The sequence below is a fragment of the Bacillus kalamii genome (genome assembly GCF_047238185.1).
In the GTDB taxonomy this organism is placed as follows: domain Bacteria; phylum Bacillota; class Bacilli; order Bacillales; family DSM-1321; genus Bacillus_AD.
The window spans coordinates 3,179,551-3,195,743 of record NZ_JBDFMI010000001.1 but is presented as its reverse complement, the minus strand read 5'-3'; the positions used below and the strand labels follow the sequence as shown (position 1 = coordinate 3,195,743).

Genomic DNA, 16,193 nt, shown 5'->3' with positions numbered 1-16,193 from the left:
AGAAACCAATTGGTTGCAAAAATTTATCTAGGAGGAATGTAGTAATGAAAAAAATGATGATGATCGGTGTAGCATCAATAGGATTGCTTGCCGCAACAGGAACAGCATTTGCTAGTATGCAAAATCAAGATGCCCCAAATAAGTTGGAAGAAAAAGTTGAGCTTAGTTCAAAACAAAGTGATGCAAAGGATTTAAATCAAGAAGCTAAAAAAGGTTTAAAACAGGATGAAAATAGCGCGTTACTATTTACAGAACAAGGTTCAGAACAGGATGTTGAGAAAGGTTTCGACCAAGATATTAAAGTAGAGCTTTCACAAAAAGAAGTAGAAAGCAATGAAAATTCTTTAGAAGAAAGCACAGAACAAACTACAGAAGATGGAACGATAAAGAGCTTCACCAATTCGACTAGAAAAAATTAAAGTATAATCCTCTTTTAAAATCAAAAGAGGGTTTCAAAGCATAGCTCTTCTTATGCTTGTCGCCCATTTCCTTTTGAAGAAGATGTTCAAGGACGAATACGCTGTTCAAAAGGATCGGTGACGTTTTTTAATGTCTAACCTTACACCTTCGTTTTATAATCGAGAATAACGTTCAGCATATCTGTAGTCACCAAGGGTCGACGAACGGCAACAATCGCCCGTAAGCGGGGGCTAACTTAAAAAGGACTTCCGTATTTACCGGAAGTCCTGATAACATGTATGTTGTTCTTCGCATGTAAGCTAGCGCTCAACATCCTTATGGCTTACATCAAGTGAGAAGTGCTGGCTTGGAAGCACACGGATTGGATCCGAGTACCGTCAAAGCCATGAAAGAGATCGGCATTGATATTTCCTATCAAACATCAGATATCATTGACGCAGATATTCTGCACACTGCAGACTTGGTAGTGCCCTTATGCGGCCATGCCGATGAGTATTGTCCAATGGCTCCTCCTCACGTGAAAAGCGTGCATTAGAGATTCGATGATCCAGCAAAAGCAGAAGGTACAGATGAAGAAAAATGGGCTTTCTTCCAGCGGGTGCGCGATGAAATTGGCGAACGTATTGAGCATTTTGCCTGTTCGGGAGAATGACAAACATATAGACAAGGGATTCTGTTCATTATAGATACACATCTATATGCCAAAGAAAAAAGGATGGAGCCCCTCAATCACACAAATTCAATTGGTATAACCAGATGAAGGGTAAGCTAATCTTTTACACATCCATCAGAAAAAAGAACTGCTAAACTAGGTAGTTCTTTGAAAATTATCGCTTAAACTCAAACGATTCCCTACAAGAAATTAACCGAATTTCAAGAGCTTTAAAATGTCATAAGCAATATTCCGTTCCTTCCCTATATAAGGATAAGAATGGATGTGGATGGCAGGGTTAAAGTTTAATTCAATGATTGAATAAGGCGAGTCCTCATTCGTCAAATCTTCAAGCATCATATCTACCCCGCAAATATTCGCTCCAACTGCTTTAGATGCTTCCACAGCTATTTTTTTGAACTTGCTTGGAACTTGATCTGTCACATCCACACTGTCTCCACCCGTTGAAATATTAGAGTTTTCGCGTAAATATTGTACGGTTCCTTCAGGAATAACTGAATCAATTGTAAGCTGTTGCTGGTGAAGAAAAAGCTGCATATTTTCATCAATTTGTATCTTCTCGAGAGGGGTTTTATATCCTTTTCCTCTTAATGGATCTTTGTTTTTCTTGTTTATCAATTGTTCAATGGTTGAGGTTCCGTCACCTGTCACATTTGCAGGCACTCTATGCAAGATGGCAACCGTTTCATCCCCAATGACCATGAACCGATATTCTTTCCCTTTAATGAAAGGCTCAATGAGAATGGTATCGTCTTCGCTGAAAGCAATCTTCAATCCTTGGATCAAGTCTTTTTCAGATGACCCATTAGGGAATATAGAGATTCCTAAGCCAAAATTCGTTGATTTTGGTTTAATGACCAATGGCCGATTTATCCAACGGTGAAGAGACTCTTTAGCTGAGGAGAGATCAAAAAATTCTTCTCCATCAGGAACTTGAATATTATTCCTTCTCAGGATTTGCTTCGTTACACTTTTGTTTTCCATTATCAATACAGCTACATACTGATCCTTACTTGTTTTTGTAGCCTGTTTTACGTACTGTGATTTCAATCCTTTTGTGAGCTCGATGAAGTTTTCTTTACGATCCATGATTTTGAAAGAAATGCCTCTTTTAATGCTTTCTTTCAATAATATTTGTGTAGAAAGCTCCATATCTGTATAGGGTTTTAACAGAAACCGTTCCTGGAATGCCTTGTCTTTATGCTGTTTGGCTAATTCCATATGTGCAGATATATAGCCTTTTTCTTTGCAAAGCTGAGCCAGTTTATAAGCATATGTTTTTTTATGATTTTGGATGATCTCTCTTTTAGCCTTCAGAATATCAGTGAACTGTAAATCATACTGTTGATTCATGTCCAACATCTCATTTATAATTTCAGTCCCCCAGTTTTCCATTGAAATGCCTGTTCCATTTTTTAAGAGCGTCAGCTGTGGATTTTGACCATGGGTTGCTATCTTTTTTCTATTCTGGTCACTTTCCAGTTGGCAATTTTCATACTGTGTCTCTTCTTTTTCAAGGCAATACAATAAAAACAAATGAATAAAGTTCAAATCATCAATGGATAATCCACTCTTTTCAAATGGATTGAGATCGATTGTCCGAATCTCGAGATATTCAATGCCGTTTTGCCGTAAATTGTCTATTGAATAGGAGGAGCCTCTTCCTTTCAAGCGCACCTGTGTATAAAGCTCCCTTATATCTTCAATCACTCCACTTTTTATATGGGCGGCAATGGAGTCGATGTACTTTTCAAGAGTGGAGTAATCCAATTGAATGAATCCTTTATTTTGATAACCACAAACGCTGTTTCGATAAGAAGTGGCATCTGCATTCGAATAGGTGTCATTTGAAATCTCATCCAGTGATTCTACGCATTGTTGTTCATATGTCTTATGGAGAGCATTGGCTGCTCCAAGGATATATACCAAGAACCAATGATAACGTAAATAGTTTCTGGTTAGCTTTAAATAAAGATCGTGCTTAAATTCTTGGAAAGGTTTTTGTTGCTTTGTTCGTTGATAAAGTGTGTGTATTAATGGTTCTCCTAAAGAGAAATTAATGTGAATACCAGAAATGAGTTGTTTTTTGCCACCGTATTTGTTTTTTAAATACTTTCTATAACGTTCATCCTTTTTTTGTGTTGAGAAGATGGCTATCGGTATTTCTTGATCATCTGGCGTATTAGCTGGCATGGATTGCGGCCATATATATTCGTTTTTCAACTCCAATACCGCTATGTTATATAACGAGGCCAAAAATCCAACAGCATCGCTTGCCGTTTGGAAGACTGGAGTAACCAATTCCAGTTGGCTTTCAGAAAAATCGGTTGTGATATAAGGATTTTCTTTTTTATCACCAAACACCTTTGGGTGTGGAGTTAATGAAAGGGCACCTTCGTTTGTAACACGTAATCCTTCCCGTTCAAGTCCAAAGCTGGCATCTAATATTTGTCTTTTTGTAAGATTAGAAAACAGATTACATTTCATGTTTGTACTTCCTCCCATATACAGTGTTAAAAATGATGATGGATAATAATCCTTTTATCAATGAAGATAGCGCTATGCTCCACCAAATGCCGTTTAACCCGAAGATAGGGGTAAGCATTAAGGCAAGAGGTATCCTCATAAATGTAAATACGATTGAAATAGCAGAAGGAATTTTAGGCATTCCGATACCTGTGAAAACACCTGTGCCGATCATTTCAATGGACATGAAAATTTGTGACAGCCCAATAATTTGCAGATAAGATGAAGTAATGGCTACCGTTTCTGAATCGCGTGTAAAAAGACGGGCTAATTCTTCTGATAAGAAGATGAAAATGATGCTAGTCAGGAGGGCATATACGATGCCTAGTATCAAACTAACACGATAGCCTTTTAAGATTCTGCTATATTTTTTCGCTCCAAAGTTTTGGCCGATAAAACTGCTGACAGCTCCATTCAAACTACCCATCACAATGAAGGTCACCGACTCAATTTGAAGGCCGATTTTCTGGGCAGCTACTGCATCTGTACCATACGAAGCAATTAATTTAGCCAGTATGATATTAATGACGGTAAACAAAACTCTCTGAATGGACATGGGCATGCCCAATTTCATTATATCTGCCGATTTTTGAAGACCGATTTGGATAATATTCTTTTGGAATAATACATTTCTCGCTAAGTAGACAAATGATACAAACATCAATATCTGGGCGATAAGTGTAGCAAATGCTGCGCCGATTACGCCCCACTTAAACGTATAGATGAAAATCGGATCAAGGATAATATTTAGTACAAGGCCAAAGGCACTAATATAAAAGCTTTGCTTATTATTCCCGAAACTGCTGAACATGCGAATGAAAAACGTATTGAAATATGAAAAAAGGAGCATGAACGCAGAAACAGATAAATATTGATACGCGCTTGTTTGAACAGTTTCATTATTCAAATTTAGGAAGTCTAACAGTTGATTACCGAAGAATATCAAACCTACAATAGTGATAAGACCAATGAAAAAGTTCAGTAACAAAGCATTTCCAATATAGGAAATGCTTTCATTTGATTCTTTACTGCCCATGGAGTGGGCAATTTTTATCCCTCCGCCAACGACGATCATTGCTTGGATGGCATAACCCAAATTGATAAAGAAGCTTGCGGAACCTACGGATGCAATAGCATCGGGACCTAAGCCGCCAACAAAGAGCATATCGATAAAGTTATATAGGAATTGAAGCAAGGAGCTTCCTATCAACGGTAAAGAAAGAAGGGTAATAACAGAAAGTTCTTTTCCGGAAGTTAAATCTTTTATTTTCATGTGTACGCTCCTGTTATAAAACTAAATGCTTATATAAAGTTAACCTTATAGTATAATTAATTACTTGCAACTTGCAAGTAAACCTTTTATATTGTTAATTAACAACGAAGGGTATACATAAAGCAATAGATAAAAGGATGAGGTGAATGAAAATGGAACAAAATGTGAGGGGATTATTCCAGGTCTTTACCAGACGCTTCGGCTTTTTGAATAAACATTGCTGCCAAGTAGGCGGCCACGATATTTCATTAGTACAAAGCCATATTTTATATGAAATTGGCCGTCAACATGAGCGCTCCATTCAACAAGTTGCCGATACTTTGGGAACTGATATAACCACTTTCAGTAGACAGGTTCAATCCTTAATTAAAATCAACCTGGTCACTAAAAAAACTGATTCAAAAGATCGGAGAATTTCCATTTTGTCCCTTACGGAGGAAGGTAAAGAAGTGGCCGGCAATATTGATAAACAAATGAATCAATATATAGATGAAGTCTTCTCAAATATGAGCCAAGATGAGAAGGAAATGGTTTTACACTCTATTCAATTACTCAATAAAAGTATGGCAAAGACAACTAAATGTTGTACGACACCCATAGGATAATGCAATCTTATGGGTGATTTGGGCAGTAACATGCTTTAGGCGAAATAAAAGAAGCAAAGGCCGTGATCTGATTTCATTTAGTTATGAATAGGGAGGAAGAAGACTAGGTCAGACTAACCTTAACCATATACCCCAATAGGTGGAAGCGACTATATAAAGAAGACACATAATTACAAACACTGTAAAAAAAGTAGTGGCAGGGTGTGGTAATTTTCCATTTTTATAAATTAAAAATAGGCCAATTAAAATAAGGATTAATATGAAGGTTAATAAAGGTTTGGACATAAAAAAATCCTTTTTTTAACAATTATATCATGAGTATATATTTTTCCAATAAATTTTTTATGAAACATAAAATTTATTCAGTTTACTAAAAAAGCACACTCCAGGGGATTGTGCTTAAGAAATGCCATTAATATTATTCTCTGCTTTTTCGAAACAAATATTAACCGTCCGTTGATTTGATCTAGTTCTATGTTGGGTAAATGCAGGGATCGTGTAAACTTCACCAGGCTTTAAAGAAATTGTTTGATTGTTTTCGAAATCTATAAATAACTCACCATCTAGTACCATAAATAATTCATCAGTTTCATGTTGGTGCCAATGGAATTCTCCATCTATAACTGCAAGTCTTAGTACATGGTCATTCACTTGTGAAACTACGGAATTATTATATTCTCGCTCATTTGCAATAGAATTTAACAGATGGATTTTTTGCCGTAGCAGGTCCATTTATGTCTACCTCCAGTTGGAAACCAACAAAAGTTATTTTTTATGGTCTAGCTTATGCGTTATGTTTCTAAGAAGGTTATTATTTTCTTGTTGCAATCTTATCAACTTAGACTGTTTTAGAATGAGTAACACCATTGGGAATATAAATATGAATATCATGGAGAAAGTTAGTAGAAATATAGATATGTTTTGCACTGAATGAAACTCCTTTTGGAATATAATACCACATTTGTAGTCGGTGTTTATCAAAAATTTTAAGTAACACCGCATGATTGAATGTGCAATAAAAAGGTGCCTCATTCAAATATAGGGGCACCTGTTATACCAAGCTGATACTTTTGATAAATCAAATCGTATTCTTTAGCAGTAATATTGAATTTTTTAGAAACAGCATCCATTAAAATTTGAGCATCTTTCTGCGGATCGAAATATTTTCCGTTTCTTGTAAGTGTATTGAAAAATTTTGTAGAATAGTTGATTATTTCTTTTTCACGAATAGTTTCAGAAGGAGTAGACATATAGTTATTGAACATTTGAGTGAATTGGCCTGATGTGTATATTTTTTCGTTGTTTTTATAAAAAGTGCTTTCTGTTCGTATGAAAGCTTTTTTTTCTGGAAGACAGGTATTGAATAGATAGACATCACTATTTAATTTAGCGTTTATCCTAATTTTAGAACTATGTAAAGATGAATGGAAATCACCATTGCGCATAAAATATCTAAGTTGATTACTGAAATATTCTAAGATAGCGTATTGTCGAACTACATTTAGATTCTCATATGATTTTTTTAATTCTAGATCAATGATTATCAATTCTTTTTTGTTTTTATATTTGCTGTTAGCTTTTTCTATATAATTTTCAAAGGATATAGAGTTAGTTAATCTTGAAGAGATTTCTTCTATATTTTTTATGTCTTTATGATGCTGAAGAAATAAAAAAATAAGAAAAGCTGTAGTGATTATTGAAGTAACGCTTGTTATTATTTTTATGTTCATTTAAGAATCCTCGTAAGTATAAGTATATAAACTAGTATATCAAGAATATTTCTGTCACCATAAGAGGATATTTTTGGTAGCTCAAGATTCCGTATGGAAAATTTCCACGTAAAATGAATCTATGTTAAAGAGACATTAAAAGTATGGATGGTTAAACATAATAAGCCTATCCAAGAATTTGGATAGCCTGAAATGAAAAAAGGTGATGTTTTAGGTGTATACATTATTATATGTATTTCAAATTTAATGTGAGAACTAAAATTTCCTATCTGTTTTAAAGATGGGCTTAATGTTTACAGCAGGTCTAAGCGGGGACCTAATGATCATATGTGTAATGATCTCGATTTACTTCAAAAAGCCTAGCCATCTTATGCTGTGGAATAAGAAATCGATCATAAAAAATACCCATTCATTGAAGAATGGGTACATTTTTTATCAATAAGCTATGGTGTGCTTGTCTATTTTACTAACAGACCATTGCATATGCAAGGTCGTGTGTGTGTTAAGATTCTGCGCGAGTTGAGATGCGGCAGAGAAATCGGTAAAGGTTTTAACTCTACGGCTATTAGAGTCCTTTAGAGTTTCTGTTGCCCCATTGATATTTCTATAAAGAGCAAACATGGGTCAACACTCCTTTAATTGATTCGACTATTAGTCGTTAAGCTATTATCTCATATTGAAATGGAAAGTAAAGGGAGTTAGCATCGGGAAATAAAATAATGGTTTTTTTAAAGAGGTGGGTTAATTTATCGAGCAAAAAAAGGCTGTCTACTGTCAGACAGCCTTTTTTCAATCCTAGCATTCATAAAACAGAATGAAAATATAAATGAAGGCAGAGCTTTTATTACGTTAGAGTAGAATAAAAAATATCCGCTGAAGATTACGGCATCTGTTTAGCTCTTTTTTTAGATGGGACGAATAATGTTAGCACCAATGCAAAAATAGCTAAAACAGTCATGAAATAATAGGCATCGCTTGAACCCAGAATGGATGCAAGTGAACGAATAGCCCCAATTGCAGCGTTCGGCGTTTCCTTTAGTAATGTTTCCGCATGGTTTGTCGTTTGCGCTGTGAAAATAGTAATGACTATAGCCGTTCCAATTGCCCCGGAAATTTGGCGAACAGTGTTATTCACTGCCGTACCGTGCGTTACCAATGTTCTTGGCAAAGCATTTAAACCAGCTGTATTCAAGGGCATTGTAATGAAGCTTAATCCTATACGTAAGAAGATGGTACGTATCATTAAAAATAGGAAAGAGGTTGTTTCAGTTAAATCTGTGACAATCCACATGGAAGGAATGATAAAAATCAAGCCGGTAATAAATAAAGGCTTCGCGCCAAAACGGTCATACATTTTTCCGGTTACTGGAGACATAAAAGCGTTGACAACGGCTCCGGGCAGCAACAATAAACCAGCGTCAAATGCAGAAAATCCTCTTCCGTCCTGTAAATAGATTGGCATTAATATCATATCCGCGTACATCATCATCGTGACCATAATGTTGATAATGGATGTTAGCGTAAATAGCTTATTTTTAAAAACCGATAAGTCGAGAAGTGGATCGGCTGATTTAATTTGTCTTAGGCAAAACAATGCTGTGGTCACTATTCCTGCAACTAAAGATCCTATAACAATCTTATCATCCCAACCACGGCTGCCCGCATTACTGAAACCGTATAAAATCAGTCCAAAGCCGATTGTTGATAAAATGACACTTACCATATCTAACTTCGCTTTTGCAGCCTCTGACACATTTATTAAGTATTTCATTGCTAATAAAATGACGATCACTACAAGTGGGACGATTCCGATAAATAACCAGCGCCATGAATAATAGTCTATAACAAATCCTGCTAAGGTCGGGGCGATGGCTGGGGCAAAAATCATTGCTAGTCCTATTAACCCCATCATACTGCCTCTTTTTTCTGGAGGAAATATAAACATGACAACACTCATTAGCAATGGCATAATAATTCCTGCTCCAATGGCTTGAACCATCCGGCCTATCAGCAAGATTGAGAAGCTTGGCGAGACTGCGCACAAAATAGATCCGATTAATAAGAACATCATTGAACTTATAAATAATTGGCGTGTGGAAAAACGCTTCATTAGATATGCGGTAATAGGGACCAGCACCCCGTTAACCAGCATAAATCCAGTAGATAGCCACTGTACGGTTGTAGCGGATACAGAAAAAACATCCATTAAGCTACTTAATGCAACGTTTAATAACGTTTGATTTAAAGTAGATAAAAAACAGCCTAAGATTAATACGGTCAAAAATACTTTTTTATTGATTGTTTCCGGCATATTATTTTCCCCTCTATGATTGCTTTATTGACATCATGTCAATAAAATAGATATTAACATCTATTGTTGCTACTGCCTATTTACAGTTTTTTAAGATGTGTTAATTAAACAACAAATTCGGAAAATGTATGTAATAATTTAGAAGTTAATAGATAAAGGAGATTTAAATTGTCCAAACATAAAAAACAGGATCCACGTACAACCCGCTCTAAACGAATGTTAAAAAAAGCGGTTGTGGAATTATTGGTTGAAAACCCGGATATTTCGAAACTGACAGTTCAAAAAATATCCAATTGTGCAGAATTGAACCGTGCGACATTCTATTTGCATTTTACAGATATTAATGATTTATTAAAGCAATTGGTTTACGATATTTTCGACGACTTGTCGTTGGAAATGTCGCCCATCTTCCAAATTGATAATGCAAATAATCAAGATCAATTAATTGCGTTTTTAGATTATTTTTATAAGCACCGTAAAATATTTGCAGTGTTATTTGAACATCCAGGATTCAAAAAGAAATTGCATATGTTTCTAAAGGAAACGATATTCATACAAAGTGTTGGAGAAGAAATGAATAATAAAAACATCATCTTATCAATGGATATTATCGCTTCTTCTATTCTTGGTATCATTATGTGGTGGCTTAAAGATGGGGTCCATTTCAGCTCCGAGTATATAGCGAATCAAATTATCGAATTATATGGTTAATTGGGATGGATAACGTGCTTGAGAAGAACTAGGATCTGAATGATTCCGAGAATTTATAAATGGCTATTTCCGGATAGGTGTTTCTTTTTGGATTCTGCTGCTGTTTGTTTAACGAATAGTCCATATGGGATTGGACTATTGCATGTAAGGCAAGAGATAAAGGCATAGGGTGCCATATTGAAATGTTCATATTAAAATTGTTCTATTAGCCGATTGGGTGTCATGTACACCAATCGGCTTTTTATGCCCTTGAATAATCGTTTCTCTTACAGATTTTTGCTGATTTTTTATTGTACGATCGGCACAGGTAGTCCAATTTAGAAAGCAGTATTCTAAATAAAATTGACTTTAAAACTAGATGTAGTCATATATGGAAAGAGCTCCATAATAGGATTTGCTTATGCTGCTAAATGGGTATTGGTTCTTGCTTACTCTTAAATATAAATAGTATGTTATAGTATAATTTAGAATATTATGTAATTTAGAAGGGGGGGCATTATCATATGAGAAAGTTTATTTCAGCTGCATAGCAAAGGCTATGTGCAATCGAATAAATATAGCTTTTGCTCGTTTCTAATAAATAGTTAATAAATTATTAGGAGTGTGGAAATGAGCTATAAAAAAGCAACGGAACACTTACCATCTGAACTGTTGAAAGTGATTCAAGAATATATCGATGGTGAATATATCTATATCCCAAGAAAAGAATGTAATAAAAAAAGTTGGGGATCTACTACAAATACAAGACAAGAATTGAAGCAAAGGAATAAAAAAATATATAACGATTATCTATCCGGAATTGATATGAATACATTAAGTACAAGCTATTACTTATCGGTTAAAAGTATTCAAAGAATCGTATTATCTGTAAAAAATGAATAATATCTAATATTGAGCCAATGTGATATAAAATCGCATTGGCTTATTGTTTTTTAAGAAATAAGTATGAGGCGTTTCTAACAGCTCTTAAAATATATAATCTAAATAAGTCAAATGCCTAAATAAAATACCTACTTCAAGAATTGATAAATATAACTATACAATAGGAGAAAAGTACAATGTCACTTCATATTACTAAAGAGTTAAATAGTAAGGGTAAGCAATATATTAACGATGAACTTTACAGGTTTAATTTAAAGCACTTTCCCAAAGATTTGGAAGGCAGATATGAAGAAATTTGTTTGTTTCTTAAGGATGATAATGATAATGTTCGTGGTGGAATCCTGAGTGAGGTATGTTGGAATTGGTTGGAGATTCACATTTTTATGATAGATGAGAGTATAAGAAAATCAGGGTATGGAACTAGATTACTGTTAGAACTGGAGAAAATAGCTTTGGAAAAAGAATGTGATTTTATAAAAGTAGATACATTGAGTTTTCAAGCGTTGGATTTTTATAAAAAGAACGGTTATCAAGTATTCGGAAGTATAGATAATGTAGGTAGGGAATATGAGCATTATTATTTGAAGAAAGAATTAAAGAGTTTTTGAATGATTATAATTTGTAAAAAACTAAAACAAACTGGGGCTTTAATGAATGGGGGAACTGTGAATGCAGTTCTTTTTTCTTATGAAGCTACCGGTGCAGGTTAATTCAAGAAGGAATTGAAATTGGTTAAGGAGAAGTTATTATTAAAGTGCTTTAATTCGAAGGGATGTAAGATGATGAGACAAATAATTGCTCTCGGGGGTGGAGGTTTCTCTATGGAGCCTAAAAATCCACTGTTAGATAAATATATTCTTCAACAGTCGGGTAAAACAAATCCAAAAATCTGTTTCCTTCCTACTGCCAGTGGAGATTCGGATCGTTATATCTACAGGTATTATCGTTTTTTTGAATAACAGCAGTGCCAGCCTTCTCACTTATCACTATTTAAACCACCCACCAAAGATTTGGAGAGCTGTTTATTAGAAAAAGAAATTATTTATGTTGGTGGTGGCAACACTAAGAATTTACTAGTCTTATGGAAGGAATGGGGATTAGATATTATTTTAAGAAGGGCTTGGGAACAAGGAGTGTTATTGGCCGGAATAAGCGCTGGTTCCATTTGTTGGTTTGAAGAAGGAGTAACGGATTCATATGGTGACGGACTTGAGCCATTAAATTGTTTAGGTTTTTTAAAGGGTAGTAATTGTCCACATTATGATGGTGAAAAAGGCAGAAGACCGGCCTATCATAAATTAATTGGTTCTAACAAAATAAAATATGGAATTGCGACAGATGATGGCGTTGCTATTCATTGCATTGAGGAAGACTTAAGTAAAATTGTTAGTTCAAGGCCTAATTCAAAGGCATATAAAGTCTATAAAAATAAAGATAAACAAATAAAAGAAGAAGAAATTGAAACGGAATTTTTAGGTTCTTATTGAGCCAGCTGGCGTGATTAGTACAACAGCAGGGCTGAAGGAGAAATGGGTGTTCTATCAATAAGGAAAAACATGATTAATTGGCCATTAAATTGCCCTCTGGTAAATAAAGTGAATATGCTACCGGCGTTCCTGAACCTTCAGGTAATGCGGTGACGGTTTAAAAGAACAATACAATCTTAGTGTGTGGAATGGTATAAGGGGGAACTGCTCACAGTTCCCTTTTTGGATTGGCGAAAGAAGAAAATCGTTCTTTACTTTAATGTAGTTAGTTTCAAGCTTTTTCGGACCGCTCTTTATAACTTATTAGGAATTATTTAGCCATGTTATTTTACTTATTAACTAGAAGATAACGATCGTAGTATTCTTCTAGTGTCATGCCCTTTTGGGTTATTTCCGTAGCTAGTTTTATTCCCAAATAACGAATATGCCAAGGTTCATACTTATAGCCAGTTATGTTTTCTTTTCCTTTTGGAAATCGGATGATAAATCCATATTCGGGTGCATGTTGTTCTAACCATTTCGCTTCTACTGTATTAGCAAATCCATCTTCAATTGCAAATTCTCCGGTAATACCTGAAACGTCTATAGAAAGGCCTGTTTGATGTTCACTGTGTCCTGGGTGAGCACTATATTTATCAGCTTCTTCAAGCCCATCCTTATTAACATAGTTATCAAATAGTGTTTTTTGTGTAGCTTCTGAACGATACCCAGAGGCGCCAGCTAAATAGATTCCATCGAGCTTAGCAGCATCAAACATTTTCTTTAATGCCTCAGCAGCCTTTTTTCTCATTTTACGCTTGTCTATTTTTTCATCAAAGATAAAGGGAACATTCGGGTATACTAAATCATTCGGGACATAGTGGTCTGGAAGTCGATACTTTTTATTCACTAGAACGGTAATATCATCTGGCTTAGAGACTACTTCAATAGCATTCGAATCATTAGATGAAGCATGGGGTTTTTTAGTAGCTTGTTTTAAATTGGAGGAAGGCGCTTTAGTATCCTCCAATTGATTGACACTACATCCGGAATTAAATAAAAGACTAACAATGAGTATTACTATTATTTTGGGTGCTGGTTTCTGTATGAATTTTAGCATATTCTTCTCCTTCTTCACTTTTACTTCGGATTTACATTGTCTTTGTTGCTATGTCACAATAGTAGTAGATGAACTTTTCAGAATATGCATATCTTTTTTCCGATTATTAAAATAGTTGTATCTAATTTGTAAACTCTCCTGATATATCTTTCAGAAGGAATGAGGAAAAGATATGATACTAGGGAGGGTGGGGAGAAATAATGAAAAGGATACTTATTATAGAAGATGAAGTAGCTATATCAGATTTATTATCGTATTCCTTAGAAAAAGAAGGATTTATAACATTTTTGGCTTATACAGGCGATCAGGGGATCAAACTTGTTAGAGAATGTGATCCCGATATGATTATTTTGGACTTGATGCTACCAGATACTAGTGGTTTTGAAGTTTGTAAGAGTATTGTTAAGGATTCTAGTATTCCAATTATCATGGTTACTGCAAAATCGGATTCTGTAGATAAAATCCTTGGAATGGAACTAGGTGCAGATGATTATATTACTAAACCATTTGATATAAGAGAAGTCATTGTGAGAGTAAAGGCTATTTTTAGAAGAATTGATTTAATAGAAGAATCTTTTGAATCAGAATCATTTAAAACAATTAATGTAGGAAAAGAAGTGGTGATTTATAAAGAAAGAAGAGAGGTTTATAAAAATAAAACAAGGATTGATTTGACAAATAAAGAGTATGAACTTCTTTTGTTCCTTGCAGAAAATAAGGGGAAGGTTTTTACTAGAGCAAATTTATTAGATAAGGTATGGGGTTTTGATTATGTAGGAGATACAAGAACGGTCGATATCCATATACAAAGGTTGAGGAAAAAGATAGATGATAGTAAAAATTCATTTGTTGAGACAGTATTTGGAGTTGGATATAAAATCGTATAAAAAGGAAAAGGATGACAATGAGATTTACGATTCAATATAAAATACTAATACCATTTTCCATCATTCTATTTATTGGACTATCTTCATTGCTTTTTGTATCTAACAATATTAATAAGAAACACACTTTGCAAACGATAGAAAATGACATGATTAGTTCAAAAAAAAATCTTGATGTTTATTTAACTCAGTATTTCCTAATGAACAATATCGAGTTGGATGAAAAGTCACTTATTGGGGAGAATGGAAATATCTCAAGCCTATTGAGTTCGCAAATGGGTGGCAGGGTTGAAGTTTTCGATTCATCTGGAACAAAAAAAGAGTCTTCACCAAACATTGATAAGGAAGTAGGCGAAGATTTAAAAAAGGCTTTAAGGGGTGAGACAGCATATAGTATTAATTATTTAGAAAACAAAGTAATCGTAACTCTATCATTTCCGATTAAATCTTATGAAAATATTGTGGGGTTTATTAGATACAGCAAGGATTATACAGAAATCTTTGATTATAATAATGAATTTAACAATCTAATTCATTTTTTTGCTGTTCTTATTTTTATCTTTATATTTATTACTTCTTTCATTTTATCTAGACGTATTACAAAACCAGTAAGGCAACTAATAAAAAGCTCGGAACAATTATCTGTGGGTAATTATGATATTGATATACCGATTAAAACAAGGGATGAAATGGGAGAATTAGCAGAAAGATTTACAAAAATGGCTGAGAGAATAAAAGAGCAAATTGATATGATTGAAAAGGATAGGGATACAATAAAAAAGGTACAGGCACAAAATAAGGCTTTTTTTGATAATGTTACTCATGAATTAAAAACACCACTGACCACCATTCTAGGCTATTCTCAGGTGTTAAAAGATAATGGTTTTACTGATAAAGCTTTTTTTAATAAAGGTCTGTCTTATATGATTAGCGAGAGTAAGAGATTGAATGATTTAGTTATTGACATATTAGAACTATCGAAGTCCACGTCAATTAAATATACCTATTTTTTTGAGAATGTAAATCTATCCGAATTAATTAAGGCCACTGCTAATGAGATGGAAATAAAAGCGAAAAGATATAATATAACGATTTTAAGTGACGTTCAAAACAATCTTATGAAAATAGGTGACAAAAGTAAGCTTAAAGAAGTACTGCTTAATTTAATTGATAATGCAATAAAGTACAGTAGGGTTAACTCTTCTGTACGTGTCCTTGCATATAAAGAAGGAAAAAAGATTCTAATTAAAGTTAAGGATGAAGGAGAAGGCATTAAAGAGGAGTATTTAGATCGGTTATTTGAACCTTTTTATAGAGCACCCCAAAGAACGGTTGGAGAAAAAGGCAGTTCAGGATTGGGTTTAGCTATTGTAAAAAGCATTATTGAAAGACATGGAGGCAGTATTCAAATAAAGAGTGAACACTCTAAGGGTACGGAAGTAATTGTAGAGTTGGAAGGGTCTGATTGCAATTAACGGTTTTAATAAAAAATATAGTAGTTTTTTTATTTTTATTGGATTATTACTATTTTTTATGTTTGGATTTAATATCCTAAGTGACTTTTTAAAATCCAGCAATAAAACAGAACGGCT

13 protein-coding genes and 2 pseudogenes are annotated in these 16,193 nt (G+C 34.3%); 9 read left to right on the top strand and 6 right to left on the bottom strand.

Annotation, left to right across the window (positions count from 1 at the left end; translation table 11 throughout):
- Positions 1-44: 44 nt before the first annotated feature.
- A complete protein-coding gene (locus ABC357_RS15825) occupies positions 45-419 on the top strand; it encodes a hypothetical protein (RefSeq protein WP_412888434.1) in 375 nt (124 codons plus the stop codon).
- Positions 420-748: 329 nt separating this feature from the next.
- Positions 749-1,072, top strand: a pseudogene (locus tag ABC357_RS15820) (arsenate reductase/protein-tyrosine-phosphatase family protein); the annotation flags it as partial.
- A gap of 210 nt (positions 1,073-1,282) precedes the next feature.
- On the opposite strand, the gene gshAB reads toward ABC357_RS15820, so the two are convergent.
- Together gshAB and ABC357_RS15810 are read right to left on the bottom strand one after the other, a co-directional pair.
- Positions 1,283-3,580: a bifunctional glutamate--cysteine ligase GshA/glutathione synthetase GshB gene (gene gshAB / locus ABC357_RS15815; protein ID WP_412888433.1), complete on the bottom strand. Its 2,298-nt coding sequence runs from the start codon at positions 3,578-3,580 to the stop codon at positions 1,283-1,285.
- Entirely contained in the window at positions 3,570-4,892 is a 1,323-nt protein-coding gene (locus ABC357_RS15810; RefSeq protein WP_412888432.1) for an MATE family efflux transporter, read from the bottom strand. Before ABC357_RS15810 ends, gshAB begins: the two co-directional genes overlap by 11 nt.
- Positions 4,893-5,038: 146 nt before the next feature.
- Between ABC357_RS15810 and ABC357_RS15805 the strand changes: the two genes are divergently transcribed.
- A complete protein-coding gene (locus tag ABC357_RS15805; RefSeq protein ID WP_412888431.1) occupies positions 5,039-5,497 on the top strand; it encodes a MarR family winged helix-turn-helix transcriptional regulator in 459 nt (152 codons plus the stop codon).
- Positions 5,498-5,896: 399 nt separating this feature from the next.
- Here ABC357_RS15805 and ABC357_RS15800 read toward each other — a convergent pair whose 3' ends face one another.
- The 3 genes from ABC357_RS15800 to ABC357_RS15790 all read right to left on the bottom strand — a co-directional run bounded on the left by ABC357_RS15800 (position 5,897) and on the right by ABC357_RS15790 (position 9,538).
- Entirely contained in the window at positions 5,897-6,229 is a 333-nt protein-coding gene (locus ABC357_RS15800) for a cupin domain-containing protein (RefSeq protein WP_412888430.1), read from the bottom strand.
- Positions 6,230-6,525: 296 nt separating this feature from the next.
- The gene (locus tag ABC357_RS15795) at positions 6,526-7,227 is read right to left on the bottom strand and encodes an immunoglobulin domain-containing protein (protein ID WP_412888429.1); all 702 of its coding nucleotides are present in this window, start codon (positions 7,225-7,227) and stop codon (positions 6,526-6,528) included.
- A gap of 880 nt (positions 7,228-8,107) precedes the next feature.
- A complete protein-coding gene (locus ABC357_RS15790; RefSeq protein WP_412888428.1) occupies positions 8,108-9,538 on the bottom strand; it encodes a DHA2 family efflux MFS transporter permease subunit in 1,431 nt (476 codons plus the stop codon).
- Positions 9,539-9,706: 168 nt separating this feature from the next.
- Here ABC357_RS15790 and ABC357_RS15785 point away from each other — a divergent pair, with 168 nt between their 5' ends.
- The 4 genes and pseudogenes from ABC357_RS15785 to ABC357_RS15770 all read left to right on the top strand — a co-directional run bounded on the left by ABC357_RS15785 (position 9,707) and on the right by ABC357_RS15770 (position 12,618).
- A complete protein-coding gene (locus tag ABC357_RS15785) occupies positions 9,707-10,249 on the top strand; it encodes a TetR/AcrR family transcriptional regulator (protein ID WP_412888427.1) in 543 nt (180 codons plus the stop codon).
- Positions 10,250-10,858: 609 nt separating this feature from the next.
- Positions 10,859-11,131, top strand: coding sequence for a CD3324 family protein (locus tag ABC357_RS15780; protein WP_412888426.1), 273 nt, complete (start codon positions 10,859-10,861; stop codon positions 11,129-11,131).
- Positions 11,132-11,307: 176 nt separating this feature from the next.
- The gene (locus ABC357_RS15775) at positions 11,308-11,739 is read left to right on the top strand and encodes a GNAT family N-acetyltransferase (protein WP_412888425.1); all 432 of its coding nucleotides are present in this window, start codon (positions 11,308-11,310) and stop codon (positions 11,737-11,739) included.
- 174 nt (positions 11,740-11,913) lie between these two features.
- Positions 11,914-12,618, top strand: a pseudogene (locus tag ABC357_RS15770) (Type 1 glutamine amidotransferase-like domain-containing protein).
- 328 nt (positions 12,619-12,946) lie between these two features.
- On the opposite strand, the gene ABC357_RS15765 reads toward ABC357_RS15770, so the two are convergent.
- The gene (locus tag ABC357_RS15765; protein WP_412888424.1) at positions 12,947-13,717 is read right to left on the bottom strand and encodes a M15 family metallopeptidase; all 771 of its coding nucleotides are present in this window, start codon (positions 13,715-13,717) and stop codon (positions 12,947-12,949) included.
- Positions 13,718-13,917: 200 nt separating this feature from the next.
- Here ABC357_RS15765 and ABC357_RS15760 point away from each other — a divergent pair, with 200 nt between their 5' ends.
- Together ABC357_RS15760 and ABC357_RS15755 are read left to right on the top strand one after the other, a co-directional pair.
- Entirely contained in the window at positions 13,918-14,604 is a 687-nt protein-coding gene (locus ABC357_RS15760; RefSeq protein ID WP_412888423.1) for a response regulator transcription factor, read from the top strand.
- A 17-nt stretch (positions 14,605-14,621) separates the two neighbouring features.
- Complete coding sequence (locus ABC357_RS15755; protein ID WP_412888422.1) at positions 14,622-16,076, top strand: sensor histidine kinase; 1,455 nt, start codon at positions 14,622-14,624, stop codon at positions 16,074-16,076.
- Positions 16,077-16,193 lie beyond the last annotated feature (117 nt).